Origin of the sequence: Shewanella xiamenensis (genome assembly GCF_024971755.1) — a bacterium.
GTDB classification, from domain to species: Bacteria; Pseudomonadota; Gammaproteobacteria; order Enterobacterales; family Shewanellaceae; genus Shewanella; species Shewanella xiamenensis.
In genome coordinates this window covers 2,327,042-2,344,176 of the sequence record NZ_CP079718.1, presented here as the reverse complement: position 1 = coordinate 2,344,176, position 17,135 = coordinate 2,327,042, and the positions used below count along the sequence as shown (strand labels likewise).

Sequence of the window (17,135 nt, the reverse complement as noted above, 5' to 3'; positions counted from 1 at the left end):
AGCGCATGTTTATTTCTTCGCTTTCTTCGCTGATGATTCACTTACCCATTTACCATTAACGTAATGGGCAGACCATCCAGTGGCTTTACCGTCGACTTCAGTCGCCACATATTGCTCTTTGGTTTTACGGCTAAACTTCACCGCAGCCTTATTGCCTTCATCATCGGCGATAGGTGCATCTGCAAGATACTGATACTTAGGCCATAAGAGTTCACGGTATTTCACTAATTCTTCAACCAGTGGCGCCCGGGTTTCCCTCGATTTAGGGAAGGTACTGGCCGCTAAGAAAATCCCTGCCGCCCCATCACGCAGCACAAAGTGCGCATCCGACTTACTGCATTTAAGCTCTGGTAAGTAAATAGGATCTTCTTTTGGTGGCGCCGCTTCACCGTTTTTCAGTAATTTACGGGTATTCTTGCATTCCGCATTCGTACAACCGAAGTACTTACCAAAACGACCGTTTTTCAGTTCCATATCATGACCACAGCGGTCACATTCGATTAATGGGCCTTCGTAACCTTTAATCTTAAATTGCCCTTCTTCGACTTCATACCCCTCACAAACAGGGTTATTACCACAAACATGCAGTTTGCGTTTTTCGTCGATAAGATAACTGTCCATCGCCGTGCCGCAGATACCACAGCGGTGCTTGGCACGCAATGCATCGGTTTCGGCATCTTCACTATCGCTGATCGCTTCAATGCCTGGCGTTAAGTTCATGGTGGTTTTGCAGCGCTCTTTTGGTGGCAACTCGTAACCAGAACAACCGAGGAATACCCCTGTTGTGCCGGTACGGATCCCCATTGGGCGACCGCAAGTCGGGCACTTAATATTGGTCATCACCATTTGATTGAGGCGCATACCGCCCTCTTCCGGTGCTAATTCTGCTTTCTCGAGTTGTTTAGTGAAGTCGGCATAGAAACCATCGAGAACTTTTTTCCAATCCAGCTCACCACTGGCAACATCGTCGAGGGTCTGTTCCATGCTGGCGGTAAAGTCGTAGCTCATCAGTTCGGCAAAACTACCGACTAAACGCTCACTGACAATCTCGCCCATTTTCTCAGCGTAGAAACGGCGGTTTTCAACTTTGACATAACCCCGTTCTTGAATCGTCGAAATAATGGTGGCGTAGGTTGACGGACGGCCAATACCGCGCTTCTCTAACTCTTTAACCAATGACGCTTCACTGTATCGCGCTGGAGGCTTAGTAAAATGTTGTTTAGGTTCGAGTTCAACGAGAGATAATACATCCCCTTCGTTCACCGAAGGCAAGGTATTGTCTTCTTCATTTTTCTTTTTCAATGCGGTTTGCACACGAGTCCAACCGTCAAAGCGCAGGATACGCCCTGTTGCTTTCAGCTCGTAGTCACCCGCCTTCACCGTGAGTTTAGTCGCATCGTATTGGGCAGGTGTCATCTGACAGGAGACAAACTGACGCCAAATTAACTCGTAAAGGCGCTGTGCATCACGCTCCATATCGGTTAATGCCGCCGCTTCTACGTGCACGTTTGAAGGACGAATCGCTTCGTGCGCCTCTTGTGCGCCCTCCTTAGAGCCGTAGCGAATAGGTTCGGCAGGTAAATACTTGGCGCCGTATTCCTTGCCGATCATCTCACGCACGCTGTCTAAGGCTTCTTGGCTTAAGTTTGTCGAATCGGTACGCATATAAGTGATGTGACCCGCTTCGTACAAGCGCTGCGCCATCATCATGGTTTTCTTCACCCCAAAGCCTAAACGAGTACTGGCCGCTTGTTGCAGGGTAGAGGTAATAAAGGGTGCAGAAGGTTTACTTTGAGTCGCTTTGTCTTCACGGGCAATCACTTTAAAGCTGGCCGAAGATAAGGCCTGCACCGCAGCTAACGCTTGTTGCTCGTTGGTTGGCTCAAAAGCTGAATCTAAATACTTAACCACTTCCATGCGCAGTGCTTCGCTGGCTGGCGTATTAAGCTCAGCATGCACATCCCAAAACTCTTCTGGCACAAAGGCTTTGATTTCGCTTTCACGTTCCACCACGAGACGCACTGCCACAGATTGTACCCGTCCTGCGGATAAACCACGGGCAACCTTCTTCCACAACAGTGGTGACACCATAAAGCCGACGACACGGTCTAAAAAGCGTCGTGCCTGTTGGGCATTAACCATATTGGTGTCGAGGGAAGAAGGCTTACTAAAGGCTTCTTGAATCGCAGATTTGGTGATTTCGTTAAACACCACGCGCTGATAACGTGAAGGATCGCCACCAATCACCTCTTGCAAATGCCAGGCGATGGCTTCCCCTTCACGGTCTAAGTCCGTTGCGAGATAAATTTGGTCAGCAGAATCGGCTAAGGCTTGCAGCTCTTTAACCACTTTCTCTTTACCCGGTAGAATTTGATATTTAGCCGCCCAGCCCTTTTCAGGGTTAACGCCCATACGCGATACCAGCGCTTGATGATCTTTCATCTTTTTGTATCGCGCCTTTTCTTCTGGCGACATCTTCTTTACTTCGGCGGCAGGTTTCACCTTATCGGTGCCGTCAGATATAGAAGATGTAGGCAGATCACGGATATGACCTACGCTCGATTTAACGATGAATTCTTTGCCAAGATATTTATTAATGGTCTTAGCTTTGGCCGGTGATTCGACAATAACTAGCGATTTACCCATAGTTTGATTTGCGCCAAAAAATCTCAAGAAGGTGGAAATTGGCTCCATATATAGAGGGTTGCATTGAGAGTTTCAAGCTAATCCCTCTTTTATATGTACCAGCGAGTCACTTTTTAATCAAAGTTGAAAAAATGTAAAAAAATAATATTGCGTAATTAAAAACTAATATTTCATTATTTGCCAGCAAGCAAGAAATAGTTATGCATTTATCACGAAAAAGTCGCTTTGAGCACAAAACCGTGCGCTTGTGCCCACAAAAACCTTCAGTATACTGGGTCGCTTCAGGGACCATTTGAATAAATAATAACCTTCCCTATCACAAGGATATGCAATGAAGCACTTTGAAGCGAATTTCGACGGACTCGTTGGGCCAACCCACAATTATGCCGGTTTGTCTTTTGGCAATGTGGCCTCACTCAACAACGCCGCTTTAGTCTCTAATCCTAAAGCCGCCGCTAAACAAGGTTTGCAAAAAGCCAAAGCACTCGCTGATTTAGGGATGATCCAAGGCATGTTAGCGCCACAAGAGCGCCCCGACCTTAACACGCTGCGCCGAATTGGTTTTTCTGGCAGCGATGCCCAAGTTTTACAACAAGCCGCTAAAACCGCGCCTGCACTACTTAATGCCTGTTGCAGTGCTTCAAGCATGTGGACGGCTAATGCGGCTACCGTGTCACCCAGTGCCGACACCCGTGACGGTAAACTGCATTTCACGCCCGCTAATCTAGTCGATAAGTTGCATCGCAGCATCGAGCCCATCACAACGGGGCGCATCTTAACAGCAACTTTCAATGATCCCCACTATTTTCATCACCATAATCATTTACCTGAGCATAATAGCTTCGGTGATGAGGGCGCAGCGAACCACACTCGCCTGTGTCAGGAATACGGCCATGCTGGGGTTGAACTCTTTGTTTATGGACAAGAGGCGACAAATCCTCATGCTCCTAAACCACTGAAATATCCGGCAAGACAAACCCTCGAGGCCTCGATGGCGATAGCAAGATTGCATCAACTCGAAGAGGATAACTGCGTTTTTATTCAACAAAATCCCGACGTGATTGATCAAGGCGTATTTCACAATGATGTGATTGCCGTGGGTAACCAAAATGTGCTTTTTTACCACGAGCAAGCATTTTTAAATACGCAGACAAAATTGGATGAAATAAAACGCAAACTCGATACCGAGTTATATTTTATCGAAGTTCCAACCGCCAAAGTGGCGATTAACGATGCGGTGAAAAGTTATCTATTTAATACCCAAATCATCACTCTCCCCTCAGGAGAGATGGCGATTATTGCCCCAACCGACTGCCAAGAAAACCCCGCTGTTTATGCTTATTTAAATGAGCTACTCACCTTAAATACGCCAATCAAACAAGTGCTGTATTTCGATGTGAAACAAAGCATGCAAAATGGCGGCGGCCCAGCCTGCTTACGTTTACGGGTTGCCATGAATGAGCGCGAAGTTGCCGCAGTAAATCAGCACACTTTACTTAATGATGCTTTATTTGCACGTTTAAACGCTTGGGTAGATAAGCACTATCGCGACCGTTTATCAACTCAGGATTTAGCCGATCCACAACTCGTTATCGAATCACGCACCGCGCTAGATGAGCTCACTCAAATTATGAAACTCGGGAGCGTATATCCATTCCAGCGATAGTGTTTCAGTAAAAAGTAACGTTAGTTAATCGTATAATGAGGCCCCCAATGTTGGGGCCTCATTTTTTGAGTGCTTCGAATTTATCAGGAAAATAATTCAACTGGGGGGTCATTAGGCGTTAGCTGCAACTCGGTTTCAAACGACATGCCTAATTTATTCAACAGCGACTTAGAGGCCTGATTATGTGGGCTGACAATCGCGACAATCCGTTCAATCCCTAAGGTTTTACCGAATTCCAGTGATGCCCTAGCGGCTTCAAACGCGTAGCCTTTGCCCCAATATTGAGGCAAAAAAGCATAACCTAAATCCACATCCTTCAGCGTGGGTCTTTTAATTAACCCGCAGATCCCAATCGGAAAACCATTTTCGGCCAGTACCACGGCAAATAACCCAAAACCATGCTCGCGATAGCTGATAGCAGGCCCATTAGCGATATAATCCTTGGCGTCCTGCAAGCTACGCACTCCTTTATCGCCGATATTGTCGATAAATCCTTGGGTGTTGAGTAGCACCAAAATAAATGACGCATCATCGGGCGTTAACTGCCGCAGCAGTAATCTTGGGGTTTGGGCAACTTGCATACTAAGGACTCCCATTCAGAGGGGATAAACTAGGTTATAGGTAACGGGCGTACTGGCTGCCATCCTTTTGCGGTTTTTTCGGTGCGGCTACCGCTGGGGTGCCAACATATAAAAAGCCGACGATTTGATCCTCTGGCGCTAAGCCTAACGCCGCATTCACATTGGCATCAAAGGCAAAATCTCCCGTGCGCCACACTGCGCCTAATCCTAAGGCAAACGCGGCCTGCTGCATGGCCATCGTAGCGCAGCCCGCTGCAATTTGCTGCTCGAGCACTGGCACTTTAGGATGTTGTTGGGTTTTCGCTACAACCGTAATCACCATGGGCGCACGCATCGGCATCCCTTTGGATTTGTTGATAAAATCTTCATCGGCGCCGCTGGCTTTGGCGGCATTAACATAGATATCCGCTAAGGTGTCTAATCCCTTCCCCGTGGCAATAATAAATTCCCACGGCGCTAACGCGCCATGATCCGGCACTCGAATCGCCGCATCTAAAATGATTTTAAGCTCATGCTCATTGGGTGCTGGCGCGGTTAATCTTGGAGTAGATTGGCGGGTGAGTAAAAGTTCGATAGCGTCCAAGTGATTATCCCTGTTCTTATAAATGGGTGCGTATAAATTGGCTCAAGCATAGCAAATTGCGGCTAAAGAGGTACAAAAAATCCCACGTAAAAGTGGGATTGAAAGCGTTTACAGGCAAGGTCGCTCGGCTTACTTTATGCCATAACGCTTAGCGATAACGTAATCAAGACTGGTATAACGCCCACCACCTAGGCTTAAGAGTGCCAGCAACATAATGAAATAGGTCACCGCAAACTCAATTCCATTATTCAATACAACCAAGTTACCTGAACTGGTTAACCAATCGTAATTGCCGTATTGCTGCAACAGGGATTTGGCCTTATCCAGCTTGTCACCCGCTTCGAGCACCCGCTCATTTGCCAGCCATGAACTGCCATCGGCAATTGCCAGCCAACCATTAGGCCAATGCACGGTAAAAGCGGCCACCAGCATAGTGATCATCAAAGGGATAGAAATCAGTCGCGTGGCTAATCCGAGTAATAACAAAATCGCCCCAAAAAACTCAGTGCCCGCCGCAAGCGCAGCCATTAATGTCGGCATTGGTAGACCCAGCCCCCAGTCGGGATTCGCAAACCAAGCGACGGTGTCTTCAAAATGTGCGAGTTTGTTATACCCCGCCTGCATCAGTACAGGTGCAAGATAGAGCCTAAGGGCTAAGGGTGCGAGTCCATCAAACAGACGGCTAGCATTGAGTGATTTTTGATAAAAAGAAACGAGGGACATGGGCTATATCTTCAACAAAATGACGTTGCTCAATAGACCTTGTCACCAGGATTAATCTTTCATAGTCTAAACAGCCTTTTCGATTCCCTCTTGATTTAATTCGCGAAGATCTTGAATAAGCTTGTTCAGCTTCTTATAAAAATGTTTCGACTGCTTAGGTGTCAAACTAGCATTAATGGCCAGCAATAACGCCCCAAAGGCCTCGGTGTTTTGCCTTAAAATAGCGCGGTGTTTTTCTGATTTAAGCTCGTCTGGCTGTGTCATCAGCAACGTCAAACGCTCGGTCAACAGCGGAATATCGCTGCGCTGCCCGAGGGCTATCTCAAACTGGCGTAGCCATTCATGGCGGTAGTCGAGCCACATATCTAGGGTGGATAACCGCTGTTGATTATATTGATGGATAAGCGCTTTTTGCTCATCCGTTACGCTCCCCAGCCAGTCATCGAATTGCTCGATAAGATTCTCATCGGCCTCTTGTTGTAACTGCTCTGGAGTTTTACCGGCAAATTCCTTAATTAATTCCTGCTCGTCTTTTCGAGACTGGGTAAGAATTTGCTTTACCTGAGAATCCGTTAATGATGCGATGATCGGCAGCATGTCAGGTAGCGCAAACTCAAATAACCTAAACCAATGCCGCTTGGCGAGTGTGACATGCTCAGCCCAAAGCGCAGGGGTTAAGGTATTGGTTTGAATGAGATGTTCAACTTCGGTTAACTGCGACACATAGTGAGCAAGCTCTTCAGATTGATGCCAACGCACAAACTTTTCGATAAGCCGATCCATATTCTTTTGCTGAGTTTTATCTAAAGTGACATAGTCATCTAATTCCCAACCGATAGCCCAATCCAGAAAATGGTAACTAAACTTAGTCGAACACGCGGATACCCCAAACACCAATACCAACAGCAACAAGGTTTTTTTCATCAATTTGCGTCCTTTCTCTCTTTGTCATCCTACGACACCCAAGTTAACAAAAAGTTGCACCAATAACATAGCAGTAAACATCACGCAGTGTTTGACCTTAACTGTTTTGCTTAAGTGGTTTTACAGAGGATAATTGGTGCAAGCATCTTTGACTAAGTGTGGAAGCGTAAAGATGTGTTTAAGCGTCTTAGCTTACCAGCGGCCAAAAGCTATCAAACCAAGCAAGATACGCCTGCTGACGCTCTACATCGGTTTGCGCCGCCATCAGTAGCGCCCAGTAAAGCGCAAACACCCAATACATTTCAATTGCAGCTGGAATCGCCGTTATTGCTGTGGATGTGAGGCCTGGATGTTTTGCAAGATATTGCTGCACTAAAATATGCCGCTGTGCAGGCGTTAATCTGTGGGTCGCCAGCACAGCGGCCAGCTCACATAAAGGATGAGAGGCAGTGGCGTATTCAAAGTCGATACAATACAGCCGGTTATCCTTTATCAGTAGATTATGCGGATTTAAGTCTCGATGGCAAAATTGCGCCGCCACCAAACAATCGGCTAACGCTTTTGTCCAACGATGAATTTGCGGTTGTAAGCCCAACAATGAGTCCAACCGCGTCTGCCAAGCGCTGCCTTTATCGGTTGCAGCAAAGGCTAATAACTGCTGATGATATTGCTGCCACTGCTCAGTCACGCTGATGTGATAAGGCCCAGCGGATTGCAAGCGTAGCTGTTGCAATAATTGCTGCAATAGAGCATGTGCATAATTTGGGCACTGGGATTCAAGTAATGTCAGCGGTGTGAACTCTGCGGCGAAAGACTGAGGTGTGGGAGTCTCGTATAATGCGCACTCAAGATTTTCAGCATGCGCTTGCAGCCACCTTTGCACCCACAATTCTCCATGGGTGAATTCGGCCGCACTACACTGATATTCCAAGTCGTTCCAGTTAACCACGTGATAAAAATCAGCCCCGTCGCCGAGCATTTCCGGCGTCCGAGAAACGTTAACTCGACAGGCAATCTCCTGTGATTCGATAAATGCACTTACATAGTAACGATGATCGCAACTTGCCCATATCAGCTCAGGCGCAAGCTTTGCCTTAGCCAGATTACGCCAATAAAACAACTCCTGCTCTCGAGAACAAAACCGGTCGGCGGCATCGGCATTAAGACGTAATACGTATTGTGCCGCAGATGTTTGGATATGATAGTTATGATTACTTAATCCACCCGCCAACTCGTGGATATGCGTGATATGGCTTAGCCCTGCCTGGCGTAATATCGGAACCAGCCTTGCAAACGCCTCAGCAGATAACGGCTGCATTAACGGCTTACCACTGATGTTGCAGTTAAGATCTTAGGTGTTGGCAGTTGGTCCATATCGGTATTTGTCATCACTTAACCAAGTAACTTAGCGGCACGTTCGCCATTAAGATTGAGACGACTCTCAGCCAGTGCGGTGCGCCATAGGAAATAGCCCACAACCGCTAACCCCACATAAAGCACAAATAATAATGAGGTCAGCATAAGGCCTTTACTCAAGTAGAGGTAAATAGACACCAGATCGATAACGACCCAATACAGCCAGTTCTCCAATACTTTTTTGGCGACTAAATAGGTGGTCATCACCGCAAAACAGGTGGTCGCAGCATCGAGATAAGGAAAAGAAGCTTGAGTAAAGGTCGCCATACCATGACCAATACCAAGGGAAACTAGCGCCGTAGCTGCAATCAACTTTAAATGGGTTTTCAGCGGCCAAGTGGTCACCTTAACACCTTGATGTTTATCACCACCTTGAGTCCAGAGCCAATATCCATAAAGTGCCATGCCCATATAATAGATATTGAGCATCGACTCCATCAGCAATGCTACTTTCCAAAACAACACAGTGTAAATGGCCGTGCTGGTAAATGCCGCCGCCCAGCACCATACGCTTGCTTTCATTGCCAGTAGCAAATACGCCATGGCTAATACCACAGCAAGTGCTTCCCACGCGGTCATCACATGGACTTCCCCAAGGGCGGCATTAACACTACTGACTAGCGTTAACCATAAATCTGTCATTGCCTTACTCTCACGATAAATCGCATTCTAAAAACCTGTAGGCTTGAGCCGTAACTGTATGAACGAGCCTTAAATTAACCACTGATATCGCGCAATGGCTTAGCTCATTAAAGGCGTTACTCGCTGTGGGCTAAATTTAGCTCGCCACCAATAAACTTACACACAAACACGGCTTTGCCCCACTTCTCATGGGCGGCTTGCATTTCGGTGGCCAGCATCGCCATCACGTCAGAATAGTCGCCGCACACTTGGGTCGCCATCGCATTGGTAACACGTTGAATCGTTGGATAACTGTCTAAACGATGAATAAACCATTTAATTGGATCGAGGTAGTTTTCATTAAAAGGATACATGCTAATTTCGGCGGTCAGTTTCATCTTCAATCCTTATTTCAAATACTTATCATAAAAATAGCCGCACCGTGAAACGGTATAGCATGAAGCCTCAAGTCTCTCTCCACAGCGCGGCTAGCTTGGGCACTACATAAACTTAACGTTCAGTGTTACCCCTATTTGGCGTGGATCGCCGTAACGGATATATTGTTTTTCCGCCCAGCCATTATCGGGCTCATTACCAAAATAGAAGCCACGAACGCCATATTCTTCATCAAATAGGTTGCGGCCCCATAAATACGCTGACCACGCACTTGCCTCATAACCTAAACGCGCATTCACAACAGTATATGGCTCGGAGCGCGAATCGTTACTGTCTGAGTAGTAAAACTCGCTCTTACCACTCATATTCAAGTTGGCAAACCAACCCGAATTCGCACGATAAGTGCCGCCTAGGCTATAGGTTAAGTGCGGTGAATGGGCCAGATCGCGCCCCGTTAAATCCACATCAGTACCGTATTTATCTTGATATTGGTAATTACCGTAAGCAGTCTGTAACCAACCAAGGCTTGAGTAAAACTGGAGATTATCCGTGGCATACCAAGTTGCATCTAGCTCGGCACCGTAGTTGTTTGAGCTACCCGCATTTTCAGTGTAGAGAATAAACCGTTGTGGCTTATTAGGATCTTGCTGGGAAGCCGCCACTTGCTGATCCTGTCTATCCATATAGAACAGCGCCAGATTAGTATCGATAAGCCCTTCAAACCAATGGGATTTTAAACCGATTTCGTAGTTGTATAAGGTTTCGGTATCAAACTCTTTTTTATCATTGAGTTCGACTGGCAAGGTCATATTAAAACCGCCCGCCTTGTAACCGCGCGCCACACGGGCGTAGACATTGTGGGACTCATTGAGCACTTTACTCAGCGCAATATGGCCGCCCCACATGGTTTCACTCGGGTCAAAATTATCATTGTTAGTGTCGGAGTAATGACTATTACGACGCTCCACACGCAGCCCAACAGACAAGGCATAGTCAGCACCTAAATCTGTGTCCAGCTGACCAAATACGGCGTAATTGGTTGCTTCATATTTAGAATCTAACACCTCATCAGGCCAGGTATTATATTCAGAATACAATTGGTTATCTTCTTTAAGGTTCATCGCATAAACCCCAATCAACCAATCCGTTGAGTCTGCAAAAATACGGCCTTGGTCGGTCGAGCTTAAGCGGAACTCTTGGGATAAGGTTTTACGCTGACCGGTTTTGTCCCAAAAGTAATCGTACTGACAAGGCGATACATTACCGCCCTCTTCACATTGTTTAGATGCCCAATACTCAGGGTTTGCCCAATCACCATCGTAACTATAGTGGTGATCGGTATTGGCAAATGACGTCAGCGAGGTCAACTCAAACTGCTCTGCCCCCGAATATGTCGCTTTAAAACCTGCGCCCGTGGTGCGCTGGCTATCGACACCCGGTTGATCAGATAGAGTGTTTGTCGGATCGTTGGTCAAACTCCACACATCATAACCGTTATCAAAATCGGCATGCAGCAGAGTTAAATCCAGTTGCAGATCATCGGTGGCATACCAGCGTAATTTCGCGCGGCCAGTAAATTCATCACGGCCATTAGTATCTTCTTTATTTAAATACAGATTATCGCGATAACCGTTTTGCTGATGTTGCTGCAGTGCCACACGGTACAGCAATTTGCCGGAATCGCTTAACGGCCCAGAGCTAAAACCACTGAAGGTTTGTAGATCGTCATTACCTAAAGAAACCTCGGCGCCATGTTCAAACACATCGGTTGGGTCATTACTCTTAAGGTAAATTAAGCCCGCTAACGCATTGGCGCCATAGCGGGTTCCCTGCGGGCCGCGTAACACTTCGACCTGTTGCAGATCGTACATGCTCGACACCATGCCGATACCGGATAAATCAATATCATCAACAATATAACCAACGGATGAGTTAGGTGCGCCTTGATATTGCTCCTGCTCACCCACGCCACGGATCTGAAAATACTTGGGGCGAGAACTACCACCTGACCAGTTAAAGTTGGCGATGGAGTTCATCACATCTTCAAAGTGCTGGGCGCTTTCATCTTGAATTTGCTGGGCATCGATAACGGTAATGCTTGAAGGCATTTTTTCTAGACTGGCACTGCGAAAATCCGCCGTAACCACCATGATTTCCATATCATTATTGGGATCAGGTTTGTCGATAGCATCGGTTTGCGCCCATGGCGACGCACTTAACGCCGCAGAGACGGCCAGCGCTAATGGTGCACGAGTTAACGATATCGTGAAGATTGAAGATTGGTTGTTAGACTTTTTGTTAGACATAGGACCTCAAATACATGTTTGAGATCCGGCAACGAATAAGCGATTCAGAAGTGTGCTGTTGATTGGCCCATTCCTACGCCGGTATTAGCCGGATCAGGTTCTAAGGGTTCGTCTGATGACATCTCAGTCTGCCGAATGTTGGCAAACACCCCTTGGCGGCGCTTAGTATACATGACGAAAATAATAAAGTAGACACACTTGTGCCGGCGATATCCTTAAATATCACTAAAACCTTGTCTTTCTACACAATGTTAAAAATCTTATGCCAAACGCCCGCAATCCCAATGCCTAAAATCGCCAGTCAACTCCTTTGGCCCATTTGACCGTTTATCACGATAATGTTATAGAAGGCCGCCATTTTACATAGGATGAGAGGATCATACTCAATGCAGCTAAAACCGTTAGCCAAAGGACGTTATAGCCAGCGATGGGAGCAAGACTATCCCCTTATTGAAGCGGTGATACTCAGCTGTATCAGCGAAGTTAAAATGCTTAAAAAAGGCGCCCATCTAATGACACAAGGTGAAGCCATGACCTCACTGGTGTTGGTAAAACAAGGGCGCGTGTCGCTTGGCCATACCGCCAGAAATGGTCGATGTTTTCAATTGGGGACTATCGATTGTGATTCGCAACTCTTTGGTGAAATGGAGTTTTTTACTCAGTATCACTGCCAGTTGGATATTATTGCTAATGAAGCCTTAGAAATCATGGTCATTAGCGCCGAAAAACTACAACATTCCCTCGGCCAGCACCCACAGCTAGCGTTATTTTTTGCCAGCGCCATTGCCATTGACTACCAAGACACCGTCGATATTTTTACCCGGCGCCTGCTGTATCCCATCAGCTATAACGTGGCATATGATATTTACCACGAATATTTAAATGATTTACCCGTTGATGGCTTTAGTAAGCGTTATTTAGAAGCGGAGCGATTTGGTACAACCGATCGCGTTTACCGACGGGCACTACAGTTGCTTGAAGAACGTGGCCTGATTGAACGCAATAAAGAAGGCATAAGGATTAAAGATCTCAATGCCCTTAAACAATTTGTTGAAGCTGCGATATAACCAAATTAAAAAAGCCCACTCTCAAGATTATTCATTAGCAATGAGTGGGCCAAATCAATTAACGTCGCAAATGGACTTTAGGCCGCAGCAGGTTTCATTCGGCCTGAAACAATCAGCATGATAAATATCGCAACATAAAGTAGCGGGATAACATACATCACCGTTTGCAATCCAATAATACGTTCAAAGAATGAGCTAATGGCGGGACTAAACATCGCCCCCGTGCTGCCACTGATCAAAATATAAGACACATTTTTACTGCTCGCCTTTTTAACAAAAGACACACCATAAGCAATAAATGCGTTGTAAAGAGCTGCGCACACAAAGCCATAACCATAGGTTAAATAACCTATCCAATTAAGCTTATCAGTTGTCACAATCATAAAGGTGATGACCATAGCAAGGCCGATAATTGCGACTAGAAAATGGTGGATTTTTACCCGAGTCACAATCAGCGTCGAAATTAACGCACCAATCAGTGCGGCTGACCAATATTGAGTAATAATATTGCCCGCGTCTTCAAATGGAATATCAAATTTTTGCTTAACAAATAAAGGGGCCCAGGTTAAAAACGTATACAGCGCCAACATGCCTAAAAATAACCCAATGCCACCGCTAATAATGCCGAAATTCCATTCAGATTGTTGCTTATCTTCCGTATTCGATGATTGCTCACATAGCGAAAAATTAGTGAACAAAGTAATAATCACGGTTCCTAACGCGACTAAACCTACGGCTAAGTAACTGTAACTCCATGACAATGAACTTGTGAGTGCGTAAGTTGTGATTAAAGGGAAAATAACCCCCGCAATATTAAATGTGGCATCTTGCACGACGAGCATGGTGCTTTGTAATTTCTCTTGCCACACTGATACCACTATCGTACCCGCAATACATAGCCCCACACCGCCACAAAAACCAATCAAGGTCATGGCTATCATCACCACTTGTAGCGAAGTGGTAAGATGTAACGCGACAGCACACAATGCCACTAGGCTGTAACTAATTAAGGTAATTCGCTTGATACCCAATTTTTCAATAAAGAAAAAAGCGGCAATAGTCCCCGCCAGTGCGCCGCCATTAAGCAAGGAGAATATTGAAGCAACGTCATTCACGTTTGCTGCAAATTTATCCGCTATGGGTTCAATCAGCATCCCAAATTGAGTGGCAAAGCCCGCCATTATAAAATTAGCGAGAAAACTAATTGCGGTTAAGGTGATTTTATTATTCATGTTGTCATTCCATCAGTGAAATGCTAAGGGTACAAAGGATAGCGTTAACCCTAATTAAGCGCGGTTTCTAAAGCGAGCTCGATCATATTATTAAAGGATAATTGACGCTCTTGCGCCGTGGTTTCTTCACCAGTTAAACAGTGGTCCGACACGGTCAAAATGGCTAAGGATTCAATTCCCTGTTGATGTGCCAAGCCATAAAGTCCTGCCACTTCCATATCAATACCTAACACCCCGAAACGCTCAAGCGCCGGGATCATATCTTCGTCAGGATCATAGTAAAGATCGCCACTAAATACGTTGCCAACTTTCACGCTAATGCCTTTTTCATTGGCTTTGGTATAGGCTTTGTGAAGTAAGGAAAAGGTGGCTGAGGTCGCCATTTGGTAGCCACTGCTGCGTTTAGCATTCGTTGGGGAATCCGTGCCAGCGGCTTGAGCTAAAATCACATCGCGCATTTCGACATGCTGTTGGGTCGCCCCTAAACTGCCGATACGAATAATACGTTTAACGCCGAAAAAATTAATCAACTCATGGCCATAGAGCACCATAGATGAAATACCCATACCATGGCCCATCACCGAAATGCGTTGCCCTTGGTAATAACCTGTGTAACCCAACATATTGCGAACGTTAGTCACTTCTACGGCATCGGTAAGATAGGTTTCTGCAATATATTTAGCCCGCAGCGGATCGCCGGGCATAATAACAGTTTCTGCAAAATCAGTAGGTTGCGCATTAATATGAGCCGTCATAGATCTATCCTCATGTGGTAATATGCAGATAGTAGTGCTCAACCGCGAAATATTTTTAGGACTAAAGTCCGGATCTTCTGTTGCAATCCCCCTTTTTTGTTAAAAGTGGATGATTTATCGCAACGTTTACACTTAGCATCATAAAACTTAATAACAAAATCTCATTTAACACATTGTATTTGATACAAATAAAAAGACTTACTCCCAAAAGAGTAAGTCTTTTTAAATATAGAGAACCCGGCACAGACTCTACTAAAACAAACACCAATCTAGTTTGAATGGGTCTCGCGCACATAAACGTCAAATTTTACCACTTGGGCATTTGGTGCCACAGCCGACACTTGTAACTGTTGTTTGCCGTGTAATTTCACCGATTTCCAACTGGTGGCTTCATCTTCAATGGTAAAACCGCTGGCATCATACCAAGTGAACTTATATTGCACTCGCATATCGCTTGAGGACTTGCTGACGATCAGCGCCGAACCTTGGATAAGATCGCCAACACGGCGCGCCTCAACCCCTTCGACACTGATATCACGGGCAAAACTCTTACTATCGACACGGGTTTCTCCCAGTGAGTTCACCGAAATGCCCGCCGTATTAGTGCAGGCGCCGAGTGTCAGTGCTGCTGCCAAGATTAATCCACTGTAAATTGCTTTCATTTTGTTTTCCCTCACTCACAAAAACCTAGGTGCCGAACAACGGATGGGCAATGACACTACGCGACGCCAGCTGAACTTATGCTTAACGTGCTCATCATGCCCCGCGCTCGCGATTAATCGATCAAAAAGTGCGCCCTTGCGGTAGCGATAAGCTGCTTACGATTGGTTTGCCAACAATTGATATTCACATTGGCGACCCGTCGCCCCTGACGGGTGATACGACATTCGGCGAAGCTGTCTTTATGCAGGCCTGCTCGCAGGTAATCAATCGAGAAATCGACCACTTTTGGCACTTTTGCCGTTTGCATAAACACCATTAATTGCACTATGGCTGACATTTCCATAAAACCAGCAATTACCCCACCATGAATCGCGGGCAGGATGGGATTACCGATATTGTCGTCCTTAGCGGGGAGTTTGAAAATCAGCTCATCGCCAAAGCGCTCGACCTTCATGCCAATAAACTTAGCATAAGGCACATGTTCGAGCAGATGACCAAAGTCGTTCAACTCGGTAGCGCGTTTTACAATTCCCTGCACATCGAGGGTTTTCGGCTCGGCCGGCTTATTTGAGTTCATCTGTCTCTCCTAAAGACGGTACGGCTTCTCCCATCAAGGCTTGTCTAAAGGCATCGCCGACCATTTCTGGGCTGATACGCATAAAGGAGCCCACCGCATGGGCGATAGGATCATCAATGCTGTCCTGATAGGCGATAGCGCGGGTAAAGGCGATATTGGATGACAATTTATAGCACTCGGCAAAGCCATAAACCGGTTTATGGGGCTGCGCGGGCTTCATATAATCGACGCGTAAGTCGAGGGTGGGCGAAATCTCTAAGGATTGATATTTTTGAAAAATCGCACTCACCACCGCGCTGCCACAGGCGGTGTCCATCAGGGTGGTGATCACCCCGCCGTGGATAACGCCAGTATCGGGATAACCAATTAACTCAGTGCTGTAGGGCAACTCAATCAGTACATGGTGCTCACTGGCTTCGAGCACGGTTAACCCTAAGCGACGGCACTGGGCGAGCTGATCGACAAATCGCTGCGCCATTTGAGTCAGCGGAAAAAACTCAGGATTTACCTTCATTGACCTTGGCTCAACATAGGTCCCAGTGGCTCTCCGCCGACGAGATGAATGTGGATATGGTACACTTCCTGTCCGCCATGTTTATTGCAGTTCATGATCAAACGATAACCGTCTTTGGCAATCCCCGCCTCTGCTGCCAGTTTGGCTGCCACAGTCATCATCCGGCCGAGTGCCGGTTCATCCGAGGCTTTCATATCATTTGCGGTTGGGATCAAATGATTCGGCACAATCAGAATATGGGTTGGCGCCTTTGGCGAGATGTCTCTAAAAGCAGTCACCAGCTCGTCTTGATACAGAATGTCGGCGGGAATTTCGCGGCGGATAATTTTGCTGAAAATGGTTTCTTCGGCCATGGGGAGTCCTCCTTGGGTTAATTGGGATAGTATACTAGCAATTCAACGCTTTGTGTCTCCAGATATTTTGCGTTTCATTTGCCTGTTGTGCGCATTTTTGGCAGCATGACGC

Annotated in this window: 17 protein-coding genes and 1 riboswitch; of the genes, 2 read left to right on the top strand and 15 right to left on the bottom strand. The window is 46.3% G+C overall.

Going from position 1 to position 17,135, the window contains the following annotated elements:
- Positions 1 to 9: 9 nt before the first annotated feature.
- Positions 10 to 2,646 (bottom strand): type I DNA topoisomerase, encoded by a 2,637-nt coding sequence (gene topA, locus KXJ80_RS11660; protein ID WP_218738738.1) that lies wholly within the window; start codon positions 2,644 to 2,646, stop codon positions 10 to 12.
- Between the two features lie 331 nt (positions 2,647 to 2,977).
- Here topA and astB point away from each other — a divergent pair, with 331 nt between their 5' ends.
- Positions 2,978 to 4,312, top strand: coding sequence for an N-succinylarginine dihydrolase (astB, locus tag KXJ80_RS11655; RefSeq protein WP_259474783.1), 1,335 nt, complete (start codon positions 2,978 to 2,980; stop codon positions 4,310 to 4,312).
- Positions 4,313 to 4,395: 83 nt separating this feature from the next.
- On the opposite strand, the gene KXJ80_RS11650 is transcribed toward astB, so the two are convergent.
- The 8 genes from KXJ80_RS11650 to KXJ80_RS11615 all read right to left on the bottom strand — a co-directional run bounded on the left by KXJ80_RS11650 (position 4,396) and on the right by KXJ80_RS11615 (position 11,862).
- A complete protein-coding gene (locus KXJ80_RS11650) occupies positions 4,396 to 4,893 on the bottom strand; it encodes a GNAT family N-acetyltransferase (protein ID WP_069455139.1) in 498 nt (165 codons plus the stop codon).
- Positions 4,894 to 4,927: 34 nt separating this feature from the next.
- Complete coding sequence (locus tag KXJ80_RS11645; RefSeq protein ID WP_218738740.1) at positions 4,928 to 5,476, bottom strand: NAD(P)H nitroreductase; 549 nt, start codon at positions 5,474 to 5,476, stop codon at positions 4,928 to 4,930.
- A 129-nt stretch (positions 5,477 to 5,605) separates the two neighbouring features.
- Positions 5,606 to 6,199 (bottom strand): HvfX family Cu-binding RiPP maturation protein, encoded by a 594-nt coding sequence (locus KXJ80_RS11640; RefSeq protein WP_047538935.1) that lies wholly within the window; start codon positions 6,197 to 6,199, stop codon positions 5,606 to 5,608.
- 66 nt (positions 6,200 to 6,265) lie between these two features.
- Complete coding sequence (locus tag KXJ80_RS11635) at positions 6,266 to 7,123, bottom strand: DUF6279 family lipoprotein (protein WP_218738741.1); 858 nt, start codon at positions 7,121 to 7,123, stop codon at positions 6,266 to 6,268.
- A 187-nt stretch (positions 7,124 to 7,310) separates the two neighbouring features.
- A complete protein-coding gene (locus KXJ80_RS11630) occupies positions 7,311 to 8,441 on the bottom strand; it encodes a phosphotransferase (RefSeq protein ID WP_218738742.1) in 1,131 nt (376 codons plus the stop codon).
- A gap of 74 nt (positions 8,442 to 8,515) precedes the next feature.
- Complete coding sequence (pnuC, locus tag KXJ80_RS11625; protein WP_218738743.1) at positions 8,516 to 9,181, bottom strand: nicotinamide riboside transporter PnuC; 666 nt, start codon at positions 9,179 to 9,181, stop codon at positions 8,516 to 8,518.
- 116 nt (positions 9,182 to 9,297) lie between these two features.
- A complete protein-coding gene (locus tag KXJ80_RS11620; RefSeq protein WP_037427460.1) occupies positions 9,298 to 9,558 on the bottom strand; it encodes a hypothetical protein in 261 nt (86 codons plus the stop codon).
- Positions 9,559 to 9,660: 102 nt separating this feature from the next.
- On the bottom strand, positions 9,661 to 11,862 hold the full coding sequence (locus tag KXJ80_RS11615) for a TonB-dependent receptor (RefSeq protein WP_218738744.1): 2,202 nt from the start codon (positions 11,860 to 11,862) through the stop codon (positions 9,661 to 9,663).
- 53 nt (positions 11,863 to 11,915) lie between these two features.
- A riboswitch (TPP riboswitch) is annotated at positions 11,916 to 12,025 on the bottom strand.
- Positions 12,026 to 12,248: 223 nt separating this feature from the next.
- On the opposite strand from KXJ80_RS11615, the gene KXJ80_RS11610 reads away from it, so the two are divergent.
- Positions 12,249 to 12,929 (top strand): Crp/Fnr family transcriptional regulator, encoded by a 681-nt coding sequence (locus KXJ80_RS11610; RefSeq protein WP_037427464.1) that lies wholly within the window; start codon positions 12,249 to 12,251, stop codon positions 12,927 to 12,929.
- A 77-nt stretch (positions 12,930 to 13,006) separates the two neighbouring features.
- Here KXJ80_RS11610 and tsgA read toward each other — a convergent pair whose 3' ends face one another.
- From tsgA to hinT, 6 genes are all read right to left on the bottom strand, one after another.
- A complete protein-coding gene (gene tsgA, locus KXJ80_RS11605; protein WP_047538945.1) occupies positions 13,007 to 14,161 on the bottom strand; it encodes an MFS transporter TsgA in 1,155 nt (384 codons plus the stop codon).
- A 50-nt stretch (positions 14,162 to 14,211) separates the two neighbouring features.
- Positions 14,212 to 14,916 (bottom strand): purine-nucleoside phosphorylase, encoded by a 705-nt coding sequence (deoD, locus tag KXJ80_RS11600; RefSeq protein WP_037427467.1) that lies wholly within the window; start codon positions 14,914 to 14,916, stop codon positions 14,212 to 14,214.
- Positions 14,917 to 15,185: 269 nt separating this feature from the next.
- Positions 15,186 to 15,578, bottom strand: a complete 393-nt coding sequence (locus tag KXJ80_RS11595) for a YcfL family putative periplasmic lipoprotein (protein WP_037419484.1) — start codon at positions 15,576 to 15,578, stop codon at positions 15,186 to 15,188.
- Positions 15,579 to 15,691: 113 nt separating this feature from the next.
- Positions 15,692 to 16,156: a PaaI family thioesterase gene (locus tag KXJ80_RS11590; RefSeq protein ID WP_037419481.1), complete on the bottom strand. Its 465-nt coding sequence runs from the start codon at positions 16,154 to 16,156 to the stop codon at positions 15,692 to 15,694.
- Positions 16,143 to 16,670 (bottom strand): PaaI family thioesterase, encoded by a 528-nt coding sequence (locus KXJ80_RS11585; RefSeq protein WP_037427471.1) that lies wholly within the window; start codon positions 16,668 to 16,670, stop codon positions 16,143 to 16,145. Before KXJ80_RS11585 ends, KXJ80_RS11590 begins: the two co-directional genes overlap by 14 nt.
- On the bottom strand, positions 16,667 to 17,023 hold the full coding sequence (gene hinT, locus KXJ80_RS11580) for a purine nucleoside phosphoramidase (protein WP_011623075.1): 357 nt from the start codon (positions 17,021 to 17,023) through the stop codon (positions 16,667 to 16,669). The genes KXJ80_RS11585 and hinT overlap by 4 nt, the downstream gene beginning before the upstream one ends.
- Positions 17,024 to 17,135 lie beyond the last annotated feature (112 nt).

What these genes read in the sequence shown, in the direction of transcription:
- KXJ80_RS11595 (WP_037419484.1), bottom strand. Translation starts at nt 15,578, where the DNA reads ATGAAAGCAATTTACAGTGGATTAATCTTGGCAGCAGCACTGACACTC.
- KXJ80_RS11630 (WP_218738742.1), bottom strand. Translation starts at nt 8,441, where the DNA reads ATGCAGCCGTTATCTGCTGAGGCGTTTGCAAGGCTGGTTCCGATATTA.
- KXJ80_RS11635 (WP_218738741.1), bottom strand. Translation starts at nt 7,123, where the DNA reads ATGAAAAAAACCTTGTTGCTGTTGGTATTGGTGTTTGGGGTATCCGCG.
- KXJ80_RS11640 (WP_047538935.1), bottom strand. Translation starts at nt 6,199, where the DNA reads ATGTCCCTCGTTTCTTTTTATCAAAAATCACTCAATGCTAGCCGTCTG.
- hinT (WP_011623075.1), bottom strand. Translation starts at nt 17,023, where the DNA reads ATGGCCGAAGAAACCATTTTCAGCAAAATTATCCGCCGCGAAATTCCC.
- KXJ80_RS11620 (WP_037427460.1), bottom strand. Translation starts at nt 9,558, where the DNA reads ATGAAACTGACCGCCGAAATTAGCATGTATCCTTTTAATGAAAACTAC.
- tsgA (WP_047538945.1), bottom strand. Translation starts at nt 14,161, where the DNA reads ATGAATAATAAAATCACCTTAACCGCAATTAGTTTTCTCGCTAATTTT.
- KXJ80_RS11615 (WP_218738744.1), bottom strand. Translation starts at nt 11,862, where the DNA reads ATGTCTAACAAAAAGTCTAACAACCAATCTTCAATCTTCACGATATCG.
- topA (WP_218738738.1), bottom strand. Translation starts at nt 2,646, where the DNA reads ATGGGTAAATCGCTAGTTATTGTCGAATCACCGGCCAAAGCTAAGACC.
- KXJ80_RS11585 (WP_037427471.1), bottom strand. Translation starts at nt 16,670, where the DNA reads ATGAAGGTAAATCCTGAGTTTTTTCCGCTGACTCAAATGGCGCAGCGA.
- KXJ80_RS11610 (WP_037427464.1), top strand. Translation starts at nt 12,249, where the DNA reads ATGCAGCTAAAACCGTTAGCCAAAGGACGTTATAGCCAGCGATGGGAG.
- astB (WP_259474783.1), top strand. Translation starts at nt 2,978, where the DNA reads ATGAAGCACTTTGAAGCGAATTTCGACGGACTCGTTGGGCCAACCCAC.
- pnuC (WP_218738743.1), bottom strand. Translation starts at nt 9,181, where the DNA reads ATGACAGATTTATGGTTAACGCTAGTCAGTAGTGTTAATGCCGCCCTT.
- deoD (WP_037427467.1), bottom strand. Translation starts at nt 14,916, where the DNA reads ATGACGGCTCATATTAATGCGCAACCTACTGATTTTGCAGAAACTGTT.
- KXJ80_RS11650 (WP_069455139.1), bottom strand. Translation starts at nt 4,893, where the DNA reads ATGCAAGTTGCCCAAACCCCAAGATTACTGCTGCGGCAGTTAACGCCC.
- KXJ80_RS11590 (WP_037419481.1), bottom strand. Translation starts at nt 16,156, where the DNA reads ATGAACTCAAATAAGCCGGCCGAGCCGAAAACCCTCGATGTGCAGGGA.